This window comes from Paracoccus isoporae (assembly GCF_900101865.1).
Classification (GTDB): Bacteria; Pseudomonadota; Alphaproteobacteria; order Rhodobacterales; family Rhodobacteraceae; genus Paracoccus; species Paracoccus isoporae.
Window position 1 is genome coordinate 26,446 of record NZ_FNAH01000004.1, and the last position, 13,369, is coordinate 39,814.

Annotated in this window: 19 protein-coding genes; 6 read left to right on the forward strand and 13 right to left on the reverse strand. The window is 65.5% G+C overall.

All coding sequences use genetic code 11. The features are described from left to right. Positions 1 to 54: 54 nt before the first annotated feature. Positions 55 to 807 carry a F0F1 ATP synthase subunit A gene (locus BLT73_RS07995; protein WP_281246295.1) on the reverse strand — a complete coding sequence of 251 codons (753 nt, stop codon included), beginning with the start codon at positions 805 to 807 and terminating at the stop codon, positions 55 to 57. Next, complete coding sequence (locus BLT73_RS08000) at positions 785 to 1,156, reverse strand: AtpZ/AtpI family protein (RefSeq protein WP_090522656.1); 372 nt, start codon at positions 1,154 to 1,156, stop codon at positions 785 to 787. Before BLT73_RS08000 ends, BLT73_RS07995 begins: the two co-directional genes overlap by 23 nt. Positions 1,157 to 1,351: 195 nt before the next feature. Here BLT73_RS08000 and BLT73_RS08005 point away from each other — a divergent pair, with 195 nt between their 5' ends. Continuing rightward, positions 1,352 to 1,714: an ArsR/SmtB family transcription factor gene (locus BLT73_RS08005; RefSeq protein WP_090522658.1), complete on the forward strand. Its 363-nt coding sequence runs from the start codon at positions 1,352 to 1,354 to the stop codon at positions 1,712 to 1,714. A gap of 43 nt (positions 1,715 to 1,757) precedes the next feature. Here BLT73_RS08005 and BLT73_RS17275 read toward each other — a convergent pair whose 3' ends face one another. The 11 genes from BLT73_RS17275 to BLT73_RS08055 form a co-directional block, all read right to left on the reverse strand. Next, positions 1,758 to 1,895 (reverse strand): hypothetical protein, encoded by a 138-nt coding sequence (locus tag BLT73_RS17275; RefSeq protein ID WP_176805004.1) that lies wholly within the window; start codon positions 1,893 to 1,895, stop codon positions 1,758 to 1,760. Between the two features lie 101 nt (positions 1,896 to 1,996). After that, a complete protein-coding gene (locus tag BLT73_RS08010; RefSeq protein ID WP_090522660.1) occupies positions 1,997 to 2,776 on the reverse strand; it encodes a succinate dehydrogenase iron-sulfur subunit in 780 nt (259 codons plus the stop codon). A gap of 96 nt (positions 2,777 to 2,872) precedes the next feature. Beyond that, positions 2,873 to 3,208 carry a hypothetical protein gene (locus tag BLT73_RS08015; protein WP_245727187.1) on the reverse strand — a complete coding sequence of 112 codons (336 nt, stop codon included), beginning with the start codon at positions 3,206 to 3,208 and terminating at the stop codon, positions 2,873 to 2,875. Further along, on the reverse strand, positions 3,208 to 3,585 hold the full coding sequence (locus BLT73_RS08020; protein WP_090522662.1) for a hypothetical protein: 378 nt from the start codon (positions 3,583 to 3,585) through the stop codon (positions 3,208 to 3,210). The genes BLT73_RS08015 and BLT73_RS08020 overlap by 1 nt, the downstream gene beginning before the upstream one ends. After that, the gene (gene sdhA, locus BLT73_RS08025; RefSeq protein ID WP_090522664.1) at positions 3,585 to 5,387 is read right to left on the reverse strand and encodes a succinate dehydrogenase flavoprotein subunit; all 1,803 of its coding nucleotides are present in this window, start codon (positions 5,385 to 5,387) and stop codon (positions 3,585 to 3,587) included. Before sdhA ends, BLT73_RS08020 begins: the two co-directional genes overlap by 1 nt. 7 nt (positions 5,388 to 5,394) lie before the next feature. Beyond that, a complete protein-coding gene (locus BLT73_RS08030; protein ID WP_090522666.1) occupies positions 5,395 to 5,784 on the reverse strand; it encodes a succinate dehydrogenase, hydrophobic membrane anchor protein in 390 nt (129 codons plus the stop codon). Positions 5,785 to 5,794: 10 nt separating this feature from the next. Continuing rightward, positions 5,795 to 6,184, reverse strand: coding sequence for a succinate dehydrogenase, cytochrome b556 subunit (sdhC, locus tag BLT73_RS08035; RefSeq protein ID WP_090522668.1), 390 nt, complete (start codon positions 6,182 to 6,184; stop codon positions 5,795 to 5,797). A 180-nt stretch (positions 6,185 to 6,364) separates the two neighbouring features. Further along, positions 6,365 to 6,571, reverse strand: a complete 207-nt coding sequence (locus BLT73_RS08040; RefSeq protein WP_090522670.1) for a DUF1737 domain-containing protein — start codon at positions 6,569 to 6,571, stop codon at positions 6,365 to 6,367. Position 6,572: 1 nt separating this feature from the next. Beyond that, on the reverse strand, positions 6,573 to 7,127 hold the full coding sequence (locus BLT73_RS08045) for an NnrU family protein (RefSeq protein WP_090522672.1): 555 nt from the start codon (positions 7,125 to 7,127) through the stop codon (positions 6,573 to 6,575). 91 nt (positions 7,128 to 7,218) lie between these two features. Next, positions 7,219 to 8,031: a sulfotransferase family 2 domain-containing protein gene (locus BLT73_RS08050; RefSeq protein ID WP_090522674.1), complete on the reverse strand. Its 813-nt coding sequence runs from the start codon at positions 8,029 to 8,031 to the stop codon at positions 7,219 to 7,221. 99 nt (positions 8,032 to 8,130) lie between these two features. After that, positions 8,131 to 8,883, reverse strand: coding sequence for a sulfite exporter TauE/SafE family protein (locus tag BLT73_RS08055; RefSeq protein ID WP_090522676.1), 753 nt, complete (start codon positions 8,881 to 8,883; stop codon positions 8,131 to 8,133). A 96-nt stretch (positions 8,884 to 8,979) separates the two neighbouring features. Here BLT73_RS08055 and mdh point away from each other — a divergent pair, with 96 nt between their 5' ends. The 5 genes from mdh (at position 8,980) to BLT73_RS08080 (ending at position 13,367) form a co-directional block, all read left to right on the forward strand. Then, on the forward strand, positions 8,980 to 9,942 hold the full coding sequence (mdh, locus tag BLT73_RS08060; protein ID WP_090522678.1) for a malate dehydrogenase: 963 nt from the start codon (positions 8,980 to 8,982) through the stop codon (positions 9,940 to 9,942). Between the two features lie 256 nt (positions 9,943 to 10,198). Next, on the forward strand, positions 10,199 to 11,392 hold the full coding sequence (sucC, locus tag BLT73_RS08065; RefSeq protein WP_090522680.1) for an ADP-forming succinate--CoA ligase subunit beta: 1,194 nt from the start codon (positions 10,199 to 10,201) through the stop codon (positions 11,390 to 11,392). 5 nt (positions 11,393 to 11,397) lie between these two features. After that, complete coding sequence (gene sucD / locus BLT73_RS08070; protein WP_090522682.1) at positions 11,398 to 12,282, forward strand: succinate--CoA ligase subunit alpha; 885 nt, start codon at positions 11,398 to 11,400, stop codon at positions 12,280 to 12,282. Between the two features lie 67 nt (positions 12,283 to 12,349). Further along, on the forward strand, positions 12,350 to 12,742 hold the full coding sequence (locus BLT73_RS08075) for a hypothetical protein (protein ID WP_090522684.1): 393 nt from the start codon (positions 12,350 to 12,352) through the stop codon (positions 12,740 to 12,742). 10 nt (positions 12,743 to 12,752) lie between these two features. Beyond that, entirely contained in the window at positions 12,753 to 13,367 is a 615-nt protein-coding gene (locus tag BLT73_RS08080) for a DUF805 domain-containing protein (RefSeq protein ID WP_245727189.1), read from the forward strand. The last annotated feature ends 2 nt before the right edge of the window (positions 13,368 to 13,369 follow it).

Genomic DNA, 13,369 nt, shown 5'->3' on the forward strand with positions numbered 1-13,369 from the left:
CCTTGAGGCTTTATGGAATGGATGGATGGATGGATGAACCTGACCGCCAGGGCGTCAATGCGCCGGATGCAGCGCGTCCTTCAGATAGACGCAGGTCAGGATGGTGAAGACATAGGCCTGGATGATGCAGACCATCATTTCCAGCGCATAGACGCCGATGATGCCCAGGATTGCCAGCGGCGCGATCCACAGCACCGCGGCGAAGGCGGCGAAGACCTTGATCACCGCGTGACCGGCCATGACGTTGCCGGCCAGTCGGATGGAATGGCTGACCGGGCGCACGCAGTAGGAGATGACCTCGATCACCGCCAGCACCGGGCGCAGCGCCAGGGGCGCCGACTTGACCCAGAACAGCTCCAGGAAATGCATGCCGTTCTTGACGAAGCCCAGCACCGTCACGCCGATGAACACGAACATCGCCAGCACCGCCGTCACCGCGATATGCGAGGTGGTCGAGAAGCTCATCGGGATCAGCGCCAGGTAATTGGCGAATACGATGAAGCAGAACAGCGTCATGACATAGGGGAAATACTTCACCCCTTCCTTGCCGCAGATATCCTCCAGCATCTTGTAGACCATGCCATAGGTCATCTCGGCGATGGACTGGACACGGCTGGGGATCACGGCGCGGCCGCGCGTGCCGAACACCAGCAGCGCGATCACCGCCAGCAGGGTGATGGCGAACCACATCGTGGCATTGGTGGGGGTGTACCAGTGCACCGGGCCGTCGCCGAAGATCGGCTTGACCATGAACTGGTCCATCGGGTGGAAAGCAAGGCCGGTTTCAGCTTCCGTTTCCGTCGCCACGTGCGTCATCCCTCGTCTGCGGCAGGTCGCCCTGCATGTTTTTCGCAGCGCGTCGCTGCATCTCTTCGGCGGTGCCCAGCATCACCTTGATGCCGGCCGCCAGCCCCACGAGCAGGAACAGGATCAGGAACACCGGCATCGTGCCGAAATACCTGTCCAGCCCGTAACCGATGGCGAACCCGAAGCCGAGCCCCGTCACCAGTTCGATCACCATGCGCCATGCCGTGTCGGCATGGTTGAAGGTGACCTGCGCCCGCGAGAGCGGTTTCGGGGCCCTGAGCTTCTCCAGCCGCTCTTCCAGCCGCCTCAGCCGTTCCGGATCGGGCGCACCATCATGGCGGTCGGGCAAATCTCACACCCCTGTTATCTTCGGGGCGGTGATAGGCATCGCGGCGGCCCGAGTCAAGTGCGACCGGAATCCAGTCAAGCTATTGATTTATTGTCCATTTTATCCCGCGCCCAAAGGCGCATGCTGCATTTGCATTGCCCCGCGCCCTGCCCCATAATTCAACCGCGAAGTTGAGCGTTACGGCACGAAACCGGCATGACATATCAGGAACAGCGCCTCGATCAGATCTTCTCGGCCCTGGCCGACCCGTCGCGGCGGCGGATTCTGGCGATGCTGCTGGAAGACGACATGGCGGTATCGGACGTGGCCGCGCCTTTCGAGGTCAGCCTTGCGGCGGTCTCGAAACATCTGGCGGTGCTGGCGGCGGCGGGGCTGATCCGGCAGGAGCGGCGCGGGCGGATCACCTGGTGTCAGATCGACCCGGACGGAATGCGGCAGGCCTCGATCTGGATGCAGGGCTTCGGTCAGTTCGACCCGGTGGATCTGGACGATTTTGAACGCTTCCTGACGCAGGCCCTGGCCGATGCGCAGCAGGCGCAGGACGAGCCGGATACGTAAAACGGCGCGGGCCGAAACCCGCGCCGCCTCGTCTGGTGCCGGATCACGCCGCCTTGTAGAGCGGCTTTTCTAGCGGCAGCGCATCGAAGCTGAAATAGCCGAACATCTGTTCGAGCACGGCAAGCGCCGCGCGGCTCTCAGCTTTCGGCGCAGGTTTCGGTGTCGGTGTCGGGCTGGGCATGGTCGAACCCCCGTGTCGCGTGGTTCCTCCCATGCCCCCATATAATGCCGCGCCGCAGCATCAGCAAGCGCGGCGCGGTCACGACGCTGCGACAGACCGGCTCAGACGATACGGTCCACCAGCATATGCTTGATTTCCGCAATGGCCTTGGCCGGGTTCAGCCCTTTCGGACAGGTATTGGTGCAGTTCATGATGGTGTGGCAGCGATACAGCTTGAACGGATCCTCAAGCTGGTCCAGCCGTTCCGGCGTCGCCTCGTCGCGGCTGTCGATGATCCAGCGATAGGCCGCCAGCAGCGTCGCCGGTCCCAGATACTTGTCGCCGTTCCACCAATAGCTCGGGCAGGCGGTCGAGCATGACGCGCACATGATGCATTCATACAGCCCGTCCAGCTTCTTGCGATCCTCGATGGACTGCTTCCACTCCTTGCCGGGCGTGGGCGATTTGGTGATGAGATAGGGGTTGATAGAGGCGTGCTGGGCATAGAAATGCGTCAGATCCGGGATCAGATCCTTCACCACCGCCATATGCGGCAGCGGATAGATGGTCACGTCGCCCTCGATCTCGTCCATGCCGTAGATGCAGGCGAGATGGTTGCCGCCGTCGATATTCATGGCGCAAGAGCCGCAGATCCCTTCGCGGCAGGAGCGGCGGAAGGACAGGGTCGGGTCGATCTCCGACTTGATCTTGATCAGCGCGTCCAGAACCATCGGGCCGCATTTGTCCAGATCGACGAAATACGTGTCGACGCGCGGGTTCTCGCCCGTGTCCGGGTCCCAGCGATAGATCTTGAACTTGCGCAGATTGGTCGCGCCCTCGGGCTTGGGCCAGGTCTTGCCGACCCGGATCTTGCTGTTCTTGGGCAGGGTGAACTCGACCATGTCAGGCTCCTTTCTTCTGGGCCACGCGGACCTGGAAGGCGTCGATACAACGTCCGGCGCGCCGTCCGGGCGCATCCGTGCAGATGCGGGGCATCGCTACCACCGCCGCCCGGTCCAGCCGGGCTGATCGTAAAGCGGGCGCGACGGCGACTGCCCGCCGGTGCGGCGGCGCACGCAATTGTCATAGACGAGCGCGGGGTCGCGCCCGGCGATGTAATCGGAGGAGACCGAGACCTCGAACCGCGCCACCGGCAGCACCCGGTCCCCATCCGTGGCGATGCCGATATCCGCCTCGCCACGGGGTCCGAGCGCGTCGCGCGCCGTGTTGATGCAGGACCGCTCGGCATCGGCCAGCGTCATCGGGCCGCAGCCCGCGAGCACCAGCAGTGCTGCGCCCAGCCCGCCACGGATGATCCCGGTCCCCTGCATCATCAGGCGGTCTGCGCCACCCGCGCAATGCAATCGGTCGCCGCCGGACGCTGCACGATCACCGCCACCGAGGACGCGGCCGCGCCGCTGTCGCTCACACCGCGCGCGGCGATGTCGGACAGCTCGGCCATCGAGGCGTTGTTGACCACGCAGTCGGTATAGGGCCCGACATTTCGGCCCGGCAGGCGCTTGGCCATCTCGCGGTTGACCACATCGCGCGCCACCGCACGGGTGGAGCTGTTGAGCGCGTCGCCCGACGGCTGGGCCGGGCGGACCGTCGGATTGACGATCGGCGCGCTCGGCTGCTGCGGCGCGGAAACGGGGGCCACGCAGCCGGCCAGAGCCAGCGACACGGCGCCAAGAGACAGGATGAGACGCATCAATATACCCTTTTCTTCGGTGCAATCTTCTTCAGATCGATGCCACCTTCGTCTGCTTTCGTTAACGGATCAAGATGGACGGGGCGATAGTCGAGCCTCACATCCGCGCCATCAACCCAGGCCAGGCTGTGCTTGCGCCAGGTCTCGTCATCGCGATCCGGGTAATCCTCATGCGCATGCGCCCCGCGCGATTCCTTGCGCGCCTCGGCCGCGACGATGGTGGCCATCGCGTTGGGCATCAGATTGGTCAGCTCCAGCGTCTCCATGAGGTCGGTGTTCCAGATCAGCCCGCGGTCGGTGACGTGCAGATCGTCCAGCTTGGCGGCGATCTCCTTCATCTTGCCGACCCCGTCGGCCAGCGTCTTGTCGGTGCGGAACACCGCCGCATCGGCCTGCATGGTGCGCTGCATCTCGCCGCGCAGCTCCGCCGTCGGCGTGCCGCCATCGGCGTTGCGGATGCGGTCGAACCGGTCGAGGATCGCGTCCACCGCCGCGGTATTCGTGGCCGGAATCGCGCTGTCGCGGTCCACCACTTCGCCGGCCTTGATCGCCGCGGCGCGGCCAAACACGACCAGGTCGATCAGCGAGTTCGAACCCAGCCGGTTCGCCCCGTGCACCGAGGCGCATCCCGCCTCGCCCACGGCCATCAGGCCAGGGAAAACGCGATCCGGCGCGTCTTCGGTCGGGTCCAGCACCTCGCCCCAGTAATTGGTCGGGATGCCGCCCATGTTGTAATGCACGGTCGGCAGCACCGGGATCGGCTCGCGCGTCACATCCACCCCGGCGAAGATCTTCGCGGATTCCGAGATGCCGGGCAGACGCTCATGCAGGGTTTCGGGGTCCAGATGCATCAGGTTCAGGAAGATATGGTCCTTGTCGTCGCCGACACCCCTGCCCTCGCGGATTTCCATGGTCATGCAGCGGCTGACCACGTCGCGCGACGCCAGATCCTTGTAGGTCGGGGCATAACGCTCCATGAAGCGCTCGCCCTCGGAATTGGTCAGATAGCCGCCCTCGCCGCGCGCGCCCTCGGTGATCAGGCAGCCCGAGCCATAGATGCCGGTCGGGTGGAACTGCACGAATTCCATATCCTGAAGCGGCAGCCCGGCGCGGGCCACCATGCCGCCGCCATCGCCGGTGCAGGTATGGGCCGAGGTCGCGCTGAAATAGGCGCGGCCGTAACCGCCCGTGGCCAGCACCACCATCTTGGCGTTGAACACATGCATCGTGCCGTCATCCAGCTTCCACGCCACGACGCCGGTGCATTTGCCGTCGGTGATGACCAGATCGAGCGCGAAATACTCGATGAAGAATTCCGCATTTTCCTTCAGCGACTGGCCATAGAGCGTGTGCAGGATCGCGTGGCCGGTGCGGTCGGCGGCGGCGCAGGTGCGCTGCACGGGCGGGCCTTCGCCGAATTCGGTGGTATGCCCGCCGAAGGGGCGCTGATAGATCTTGCCCTCCTCGGTGCGCGAGAACGGGACGCCGTAATGTTCCAGCTCATAGACCGCTTTCGGGGCCTCGCGCGCCAGGTATTCCATCGCGTCGGTGTCACCCAGCCAGTCGGAACCCTTGACCGTGTCATACATATGCCACTGCCAGTTGTCGGGGCCCATATTCGACAGCGATGCGGCAATCCCGCCCTGCGCCGCCACGGTGTGCGAGCGGGTCGGGAACACCTTGGTCACGCAGGCGGTGCGCAGCCCCTGCTCGGCCATCCCCAGCGTCGCGCGCAGCCCGGATCCACCCGCGCCCACCACGACGACATCGTAATCATGCACCTGGTATTCGTAGTCCGACATCTGAACCTCAGAGCTGGGCCGGGGCGAGCATCAGCCGCGCCAGCGCGAAGAGAGACATGGCAATCACGGCCCAGCCGAAGATCGCGGCGGCGATCAGCGCCGCCTTGCGGGCGGTGTGATCGAGATAGTCGTCGATCATGATCCGCGTGCCCTTGATGAAATGCAGCATCCCCAGCGTCATGAAGATGGCCACCACGATCGCCGGATAGGGGCGGCTGAAATAGGCCATGATCTCGGCGCGCTCGGGCAGTTGCAACGCCGTGCCGATGACCATCAGGAAGGACGGGGTCAGCACCGCAAGCGCGACCGAGCTGACCGTCATCCACCAGTGATGCTGGGTGCCGGTATGGGAGGCGCCCATCCCGACGGCGGCTTTGCGCGGGGTGACGTAACGCATGGCTTTCCCCTCAGACATAATACAGGATCAGGCTCAGCAGGGTCAGGATGACCGACCCGGCGATGACGGCGATGCTGGATTTATGGGCCTCGTCGATCTCCAGCCCCAGACCGGCATCATAGAAGAAATGCCGGATCCCGGCCAGGAAGTGGAACCACAGCGACCAGGTGCAGCCGACCAGCACGATCCAGCCGAACCAGCTCCGCGTCAGCCCGTCGGCGAAGGACCACAGCCCGCCCCCCGCCGCCGCGCCAAGAAGCCACAGCGCCAGCAGCAGCAGCCCCGCCACCATCGCATGGCCGGTGGCCCGGTTCAGGATCGAGGTGATCGCCGCCAGCGGCAGCCGGTAGACCTGCAGATGCGGTGAAAGCGGCCGGTTTCCCCGGTTCACGTCAGCCATGTCGTCCCCCTTCAATCGATTGCGGGCCCACGGCGTCAGCTGGCGCGCGGGCTGGCTGGTTTGGCTCTCTCATACGGTTTTTTTGACCCCTGTCACGCCCGCTTGTCCAGTGCCGCGACGAAAACCGCGGATTTCGCCGGTTTGTGATCACAGCCGCAAGGCGCGTGATCACAAACCCGCTCATTGCTGGCCCAGCTTCATCTCCGGGTCATAGGCGGCCTCGATTTCCTTGGTCAGCCCCTGCCCGCAGCGCATCACCCCGCGCGCGGAATCGAAGGCCATGACCGGCGGGCCGTGAAGCTGCCAGCCCTTCGCCAGCGCCGCGCTGACCTTGTGGCAGAAGGCCGATGTGTCATCCTCGGTCAGCAGGCGATAGATCGTCGTCATTTCATGCTCCGAAGGGGTTATAGCCGAGCCAGGCGTGGATCAGCCCGATGACGCCGAACACCACCAGCGCCCCGATCAGCGCCATGCCGTCCTTGCTCCACGACACGTCACCGCCACGCGGCTGCCAGTCCGGCTCCGCACGGTTGATCAGCACGATCTCCGCCAGCGCCCAGGCTAGCAGCCCGCCGAACAGAACGAATGACGGCATGTCGCCATTCACCAGCAGATGCGCCACGGCCCACAGGCTGAACCCGATCAGTTGCGGATGACGCAGGCGCACGCCGATCCGGGTCTTCATCCCGTCGGCCGCGAACAGATACAGCCCCGCCAGCACCAGCAGGTTGTTGATGCCCTTCATCATCGGGCTCGGCCCCCACCAGACCGCCCCGGTCTCGGCCACGCGATAGCCCCAGATCATCAGCAGCACAGCGAAGATCAGCGCCGCCGTGACCAGCCCCCGACCCCGCTGGCCCATATCGCGCCGCGCGGCGGGCGCGACCCGTTTGAAGAGATGCGCCGCCCACCACAGCGCGACTCCGAGGATCAGGATGAACATCTGGCTGCTCCCGCTTGATGCAATCTGACCGGAGCCTGCCATTCTTTCGCCGCTGCAGCAATCGCCTGCGGCCGAGATGGTCAACGAACGATCAGGCGAGGCGCTGACGCAGCCGCTTCAGCCTGCTGCGCAAAAGCGGGAACACCTGCGATTTCTCGCGCAGATCGACCTGCGCCGGCCCCGCCGCCGCGTCCCCGCGACGGATCGCCGCAAGCGACGCGTCCAGCCACGCATCCGCATGGCGGCACAGCGCCGCGTCCTTCGCATTCGCCTCTGTCAGCGTGGCGCGCAATTCCGGCGAGATGTCATAATTCGCGCCGGTCCGCTCGGTGTTCCGGCGCCGATGCGGCGGCTCCGGCAGGGACTGCCCGCCGAAGAACACATGCGAGAACACCTCCATCGACTCGGCATATCGCTCGGTCCGGCCGAGAAAGGCGTATTGCTGCGTGTCGAGCCCCTCGAGCTGCCCGGATTGCCGGTTGCGGCCGTAGACGCCATCCGCAAAAAACGCCTCCAGCGAGACGGATTTCGCGCGCCGCTCCCAGTCAGAGTCGCGCATGGGCGAATCCGACTGCGAGCGCAGGAAATAATAGGTCGAGACGGCCCGCTCCACCGGATCGCGCAGCCATGACATGAAGACCGGCGCAATGCCCCCCATCTCCAGCAGCGGGCGGTATTTGCGGACATCGAAATGGCCGTGAATGCAGGTGATCCCGCGCAGCGCGTGGCGGATCTCCGCCTCGCTGCCCGCCAGCCTGTCGCCGCGCAGCGCCGCGGGCCGGTTGGTCCAGGGATGATCGATCAGCAGCCCGCTGCCGAACAGGCGCTCCAGCACGTGCCGAAAGCTGGTCCCGCCGGTCTTGGGCACATGAACGGAGATCAGGATTCGCTGCGCATCGGCCATGTCACCCACTCGTCACAAACCAAAGGACAAGAACCGGCAGACGGTCACTCCGGTTCCCGCGCCGCCGCGGCACGATCACAGATGCGCGGCTATGCGCCTCTATCCACCCATCCCGGTGAACCCGGCATAAAGCAGACGGGCCGAGATCAGCAGCAGCAGCACCGTGATGATGCGATAGAACAGCGCCTGCGGGATCACCCGCAACAGCCGCACCCCCAGCACCACCCCGATCACGCCGGGGATACACAGCAGCGCCGAGATCGCCAGATTGCCTGGGTTGAGCTGGCCGAGCGCGGCATAGGGGATCAGCTTCACCCCGTTCACGATGGCAAAGAAGATCGTGGTCGTGCCGGCATAGACCCGGCTGTCCATCCCCATAGGCTGCGCATAGACCTGATAGGGCGGCGCGCCGGAATGGCTGACAAAGCTGGTATATCCGGTGATCGCCCCCCAGAAACTGCCGGCCCCCAGGCTCGGGCGGCGCAGCCCCGACATGCGCGGCCGGATCAGCGCGTTCAGCGCAAAGGCCAGCCCGATCAGCCCGACGATCAGCATGATCGCGGCATCATTCACCAGATGCGCCGTGGCCCAGCCCAGCCCGATCCCGGCCACCGCGCCGGGCAGCATGCTGCGCAGCACCGCCCGGTTGAAGCTGCGCCGGAACGCGATCAGCCCGCCGATATCGGACACGATATAGACCGGCAGCATGATCCCCGCCGCCACCACCGGCGACATGGTCAGCGACATCAGCGGCACGCTGATCATCCCCACCATGCTCAGCCCGCCCTTGGCCATGCCGACCGCCAGCGCGCCGATCACCGCAAGAACCCAGGATGTTTGCGATAACTCCATGCTCGGCCTCCCGGCTGACGCGAATCGCGCCTTGAAAGCGTCCCGGCGAGGGTCTAACCCATGCCACGACCAAATGACCATTTCCCGGAGGAAACCATGGCTCGTCCCAAAATCGCCCTGATCGGCGCCGGTCAGATCGGCGGCACGCTGGCCCATCTGGCCGCGATGAAGGAACTCGGTGACGTCGTGCTGTTCGACATCGCCGAAGGCATCCCCGAGGGCAAGGCCCTCGACATCGCCGAATCCGGCCCGGCGGAAGGGTTCGACGCCAAGATGAAGGGCACCAGCGATTACGCCGACATCGCGGGCGCGGATGTCTGCATCGTGACCGCGGGCGTGCCGCGCAAGCCGGGCATGTCGCGCGACGACCTGCTGGGCATCAACCTCAAGGTGATGAAATCGGTGGGTGAGGGCATCAAGGCCCATGCGCCCAATGCCTTCGTGATCTGCATCACCAACCCGCTCGACGCGATGGTCTGGGCGCTGCAGAAATTCTCCGACCTGCCCGCCGAGAAAGTCTGCGGCATGGCCGGCGTGCTGGATTCGGCGCGGTTCCGCCATTTCCTGTCGCTGGAATTCGGCGTCTCGATGCGCGACGTTTCGGCCTTCGTGCTGGGCGGGCATGGCGACACCATGGTGCCGCTGGCGCGCTACTCGACCGTCGCGGGCATCCCGCTGCCGGATCTGGTCAAGATGGGCTGGACCACGCAGGAGAAGCTGGACGCGATCATCCAGCGCACCCGCGATGGCGGCGCCGAGATCGTCGGGCTGCTGAAAACCGGCTCGGCCTTCTACGCCCCCGCCACCTCCGCCATCGAGATGGCCGAGGCCTATCTGAAGGACCAGAAGCGCGTCCTGCCCTGCGCGGCCCATGTGGACAGCGCCTTCGGGCTGAAGAATCTCTATGTCGGCGTGCCCGCCGTGATCGGCGCGGGCGGGATCGAGCGCGTCATCGACATCAAGCTGAACAAGGACGAACAGGCCATGTTCGACAAGTCGGTCGACGCGGTGAAGGGGCTGGTGGACGCCTGCAAGGAAATCGATTCCTCGCTGGCCTGACACCCGGCCAATTCGGCGACCCAACCCCGAATGCCGGCGCCCACCGCGCCGGCATTCTGCGTTCCGAACCCCGCACGTCCCATGCCGCGACGCAGCGGAACCTTCCGGGAAACGCCCCTTGTGATCACGCCATTTCCGACTGTGATCACAAAGCCCGGTTTTTCACGCCATCCGTGGCGCTGATGACGAAAACGGTTCATCACCGCGGCCGGATGTGCCAAAAGGCCGGGCAAACCGTATCAAAGCGAGGTTTGCCATGAACATCCACGAATATCAGGCCAAGTCGCTGCTGCGCGACTATGGCGTTCCGGTCAGCGACGGCCGCGTCGTCACCCGTGCCGAGGACGCCAAGCGCGCCGCATCCGAACTCGACGGCCCGCTCTGGGTGGTGAAGGCACAGATCCACGCAGGCGGCCGCGGCAAGGGCCATTTCATGGAATCCGGCGCGGGCGAGAAAGGCGGCGTGCGCCTGGCCAAATCCACCTCCGAAGCCGAGGAGATGACCCGCCAGATGCTCGGCCGCACCCTGGTCACGCATCAGACGGGCGAGGCCGGCAAACAGGTCAACCGCATCTATATCGAAGACGGCTCGGACATCGAAACCGAACTCTATCTGGCCCTGCTGGTCGATCGCGGCACCTCCCGCGTCAGCTTCGTCGCCTCGACCGAAGGCGGCATGGATATCGAGGAAGTCGCGGCCTCCACCCCCGAAAAGATCGTCAGCTTCAGCGTCGATCCGGCCTCCGGCCTGTCCGATTTCCACGGCCGCCGCGTGGCCTTCGCGCTCGGCCTGAAAGGCCAGCAGGTCAAGCAATGCGTCAAGCTGGTCCGCGATCTCTATCGCCTATTCCTCGAAAAGGACATGGAGATGCTGGAGATCAACCCGCTGATCGTGACCACCGACGGCAATCTCAAGGCGCTCGACGCCAAGATGGGCTTCGACAACAACGCGCTCTACCGCCATGACGACATCTTCGCCCTGCGCGACGAGACTGAGGAAGACCCCAAGGAACTCGCCGCATCGAAATACGATCTGAACTACATCGCGCTGGATGGCGAGATCGGCTGCATGGTCAACGGCGCGGGCCTCGCCATGGCGACGATGGACATCATCAAGCTTTACGGCGCCGAACCCGCCAACTTCCTCGACGTGGGCGGCGGCGCCACCAAGGAAAAAGTCACCGAGGCGTTCAAGATCATCACCTCGGACGAAAACGTCAAAGGCATCCTGGTCAACATCTTCGGCGGCATCATGCGCTGCGACATCATCGCCGAGGGCATCGTCGCCGCGGTGAAAGAGGTCGGGCTGAAGGTTCCGCTGGTCGTCCGCCTCGAAGGCACCAATGTCGAGAAGGGCAAGGAGATCATCAACACCTCCGGCCTCGACGTGATCGCCGCAGACGATCTGAAAGACGGCGCAGAAAAAATCGTTAAAGCGGTGAAAGGATAATCCCGATGGCGATCCTCGTAGACAAGAACACCAAAGTCATCACCCAGGGCATCACCGGCTCGCAGGGGACGTTCCACACCGAACAGGCCATTGATTACGGCACCCAGGTCGTGGGCGGCGTGACGCCGGGCAAGGGCGGCACGGATCACCTGAACCTTCCGGTCTTCAACTCGGTCCATGAGGCCGTGGCCGAAACCGGCGCGACCGCCACCGCGATTTATGTCCCCCCGCCCTTCGCCGCGGATTCGATCCTGGAGGCGATCGACGCCGAGGTGCCGCTGATCGTGGCCATCACCGAAGGCATTCCGGTGCTCGACATGATGCGCGTCAAGCGCGCCCTCGAAGGCTCCGCCAGCCGCCTGATCGGCCCGAACTGCCCGGGCATCATGACGCCGGGCGAATGCAAGATCGGCATCATGCCCGGCTCGATCTTCCAGCGCGGCTCGGTCGGCGTGGTCTCGCGCTCCGGCACGCTGACCTATGAGGCGGTGAAACAGACCTCCGATGTCGGGCTGGGCCAGTCCTCGGCCGTCGGGATCGGCGGCGACCCGATCAAGGGGATGGAGCATATCGACGTGCTTCAGATGTTCCTCAACGACGACGAAACCGAGTCGATCATCATGATCGGCGAGATCGGCGGCACCGCCGAGGAAGAAGCCGCCGAGTTCCTGGCCGAGCAGAAGAAGAAGGGCAAATGGAAGCCCACCGCCGGCTTCATCGCCGGGCGCACCGCCCCTCCGGGCCGCCGCATGGGCCATGCCGGCGCCATCGTCTCGGGCGGCAAGGGCGACGCGGAATCCAAGATCGAGGCCATGAAGAAAGCCGGCATCGTCGTCGCCGACAGCCCCGCCGGGTTGGGCGAGGCTGTGCTGGCCGCGATCAAGGGCTGATGATTTGACAGGCCGTGCCCCCGCACTAACTATGGGGGCACGGCAAACCCCAACCGCCAGGTGGACAATGGACGCCAGCCCCAGCCACGCCGCACATGCCCCGGAAACCGGGGCCAGTCGGCTGTTTGCGCCCACCGCGCTGATCGCCGCGACGGTGCTGGGGCTCAGCGGCTGCGGCCCGCGCTCCACCGACGAGATGCTGCGCGGCGGGGTGCCGGCGCGCACCAACCTGCCCGACGCGACCAGCCTGCCGACCGAGGCGGTGCGCACCGTCTCGCGCCGCGACTTCGGATGGCGGCTGATCTATCACCCCGCCGCCGCCCCGCCCGATGCCGACCGGCGCGCCGCCGTGGCGCTGTGCCGGCTGGAACGCCGCCGCGTGGCCGAGATCCTGCCGGTGGCGCTGCGCGCCCCGCTGGACGATCCCGGCGCGCGCATGATCGACATTTACTGCGCATGAGGCGGGCGGCATGACGCAACCTTCCGACAGACAGGGCGGCCGGATCGGCGGCGCCGCATGGCCCGGCCAAAGCGGTGGCGCGGGCGGGGGCGAGGGCATCCGCCGCCCCCGCCAGCCCGGCCCCGACCGGCGCGACCGCGCGGCCGGGGCGCAATCCGCCGCAGCACCGCCCATGTCGATGGTGGACGCGATCCGCGCCGTCTACAGCAAACCCTTCACCTTTTCCGGCCGCGCCCGGCGGGCGGAATACTGGTGGTACATGCTGTTCTACGTGCTGGTCAGCTTCGTGCTGGGCTTTGTGGAGGTCGCCGCCGGGATCAGCCCCGATGCCGACACGCCCGGCCCGATCAGCAGCGTCTTCGCCCTGGCCAATTTCCTGCCCGGCCTGGCCGTGAATGTGCGCCGGCTGCATGATGTCGGGCGCAGCGGCTGGTGGCTGCTGGCCCCCGCTGTCCCCGCCATCCTCGCCATCTCCATGACCGCCGTGACCGCCGGGCTCATGGCGCCGATCGGAATGATCCTGCTGATCGGCACGCTCGTCATCTATCTTCTCATCTTCGTCTGGACCGTGACCCGCTCACATCCCGGCACCAACCGCTTCGGGCCAAGCCCGCTGGAGCAATGACC

Excerpts from the sequence above, each read along its gene's own strand:
- BLT73_RS08030 (WP_090522666.1), bottom strand. The coding sequence starts at position 5,784 with ATGCGTTACGTCACCCCGCGCAAAGCCGCCGTCGGGATGGGCGCCTCC.
- sdhC (WP_090522668.1), bottom strand. The coding sequence starts at position 6,184 with ATGGCTGACGTGAACCGGGGAAACCGGCCGCTTTCACCGCATCTGCAG.
- BLT73_RS08080 (WP_245727189.1), top strand. The coding sequence starts at position 12,753 with ATGACGCAACCTTCCGACAGACAGGGCGGCCGGATCGGCGGCGCCGCA.
- sucD (WP_090522682.1), top strand. The coding sequence starts at position 11,398 with ATGGCGATCCTCGTAGACAAGAACACCAAAGTCATCACCCAGGGCATC.
- BLT73_RS08050 (WP_090522674.1), bottom strand. The coding sequence starts at position 8,031 with ATGGCCGATGCGCAGCGAATCCTGATCTCCGTTCATGTGCCCAAGACC.
- BLT73_RS08055 (WP_090522676.1), bottom strand. The coding sequence starts at position 8,883 with ATGGAGTTATCGCAAACATCCTGGGTTCTTGCGGTGATCGGCGCGCTG.
- BLT73_RS08040 (WP_090522670.1), bottom strand. The coding sequence starts at position 6,571 with ATGACGACGATCTATCGCCTGCTGACCGAGGATGACACATCGGCCTTC.
- BLT73_RS08020 (WP_090522662.1), bottom strand. The coding sequence starts at position 3,585 with ATGCGTCTCATCCTGTCTCTTGGCGCCGTGTCGCTGGCTCTGGCCGGC.
- mdh (WP_090522678.1), top strand. The coding sequence starts at position 8,980 with ATGGCTCGTCCCAAAATCGCCCTGATCGGCGCCGGTCAGATCGGCGGC.
- BLT73_RS08075 (WP_090522684.1), top strand. The coding sequence starts at position 12,350 with ATGGACGCCAGCCCCAGCCACGCCGCACATGCCCCGGAAACCGGGGCC.
- BLT73_RS17275 (WP_176805004.1), bottom strand. The coding sequence starts at position 1,895 with ATGCCCAGCCCGACACCGACACCGAAACCTGCGCCGAAAGCTGAGAGC.
- sdhA (WP_090522664.1), bottom strand. The coding sequence starts at position 5,387 with ATGTCGGACTACGAATACCAGGTGCATGATTACGATGTCGTCGTGGTG.
- BLT73_RS08015 (WP_245727187.1), bottom strand. The coding sequence starts at position 3,208 with ATGATGCAGGGGACCGGGATCATCCGTGGCGGGCTGGGCGCAGCACTG.
- BLT73_RS08010 (WP_090522660.1), bottom strand. The coding sequence starts at position 2,776 with ATGGTCGAGTTCACCCTGCCCAAGAACAGCAAGATCCGGGTCGGCAAG.
- sucC (WP_090522680.1), top strand. The coding sequence starts at position 10,199 with ATGAACATCCACGAATATCAGGCCAAGTCGCTGCTGCGCGACTATGGC.
- BLT73_RS08005 (WP_090522658.1), top strand. The coding sequence starts at position 1,352 with ATGACATATCAGGAACAGCGCCTCGATCAGATCTTCTCGGCCCTGGCC.
- BLT73_RS08045 (WP_090522672.1), bottom strand. The coding sequence starts at position 7,127 with ATGTTCATCCTGATCCTCGGAGTCGCGCTGTGGTGGGCGGCGCATCTC.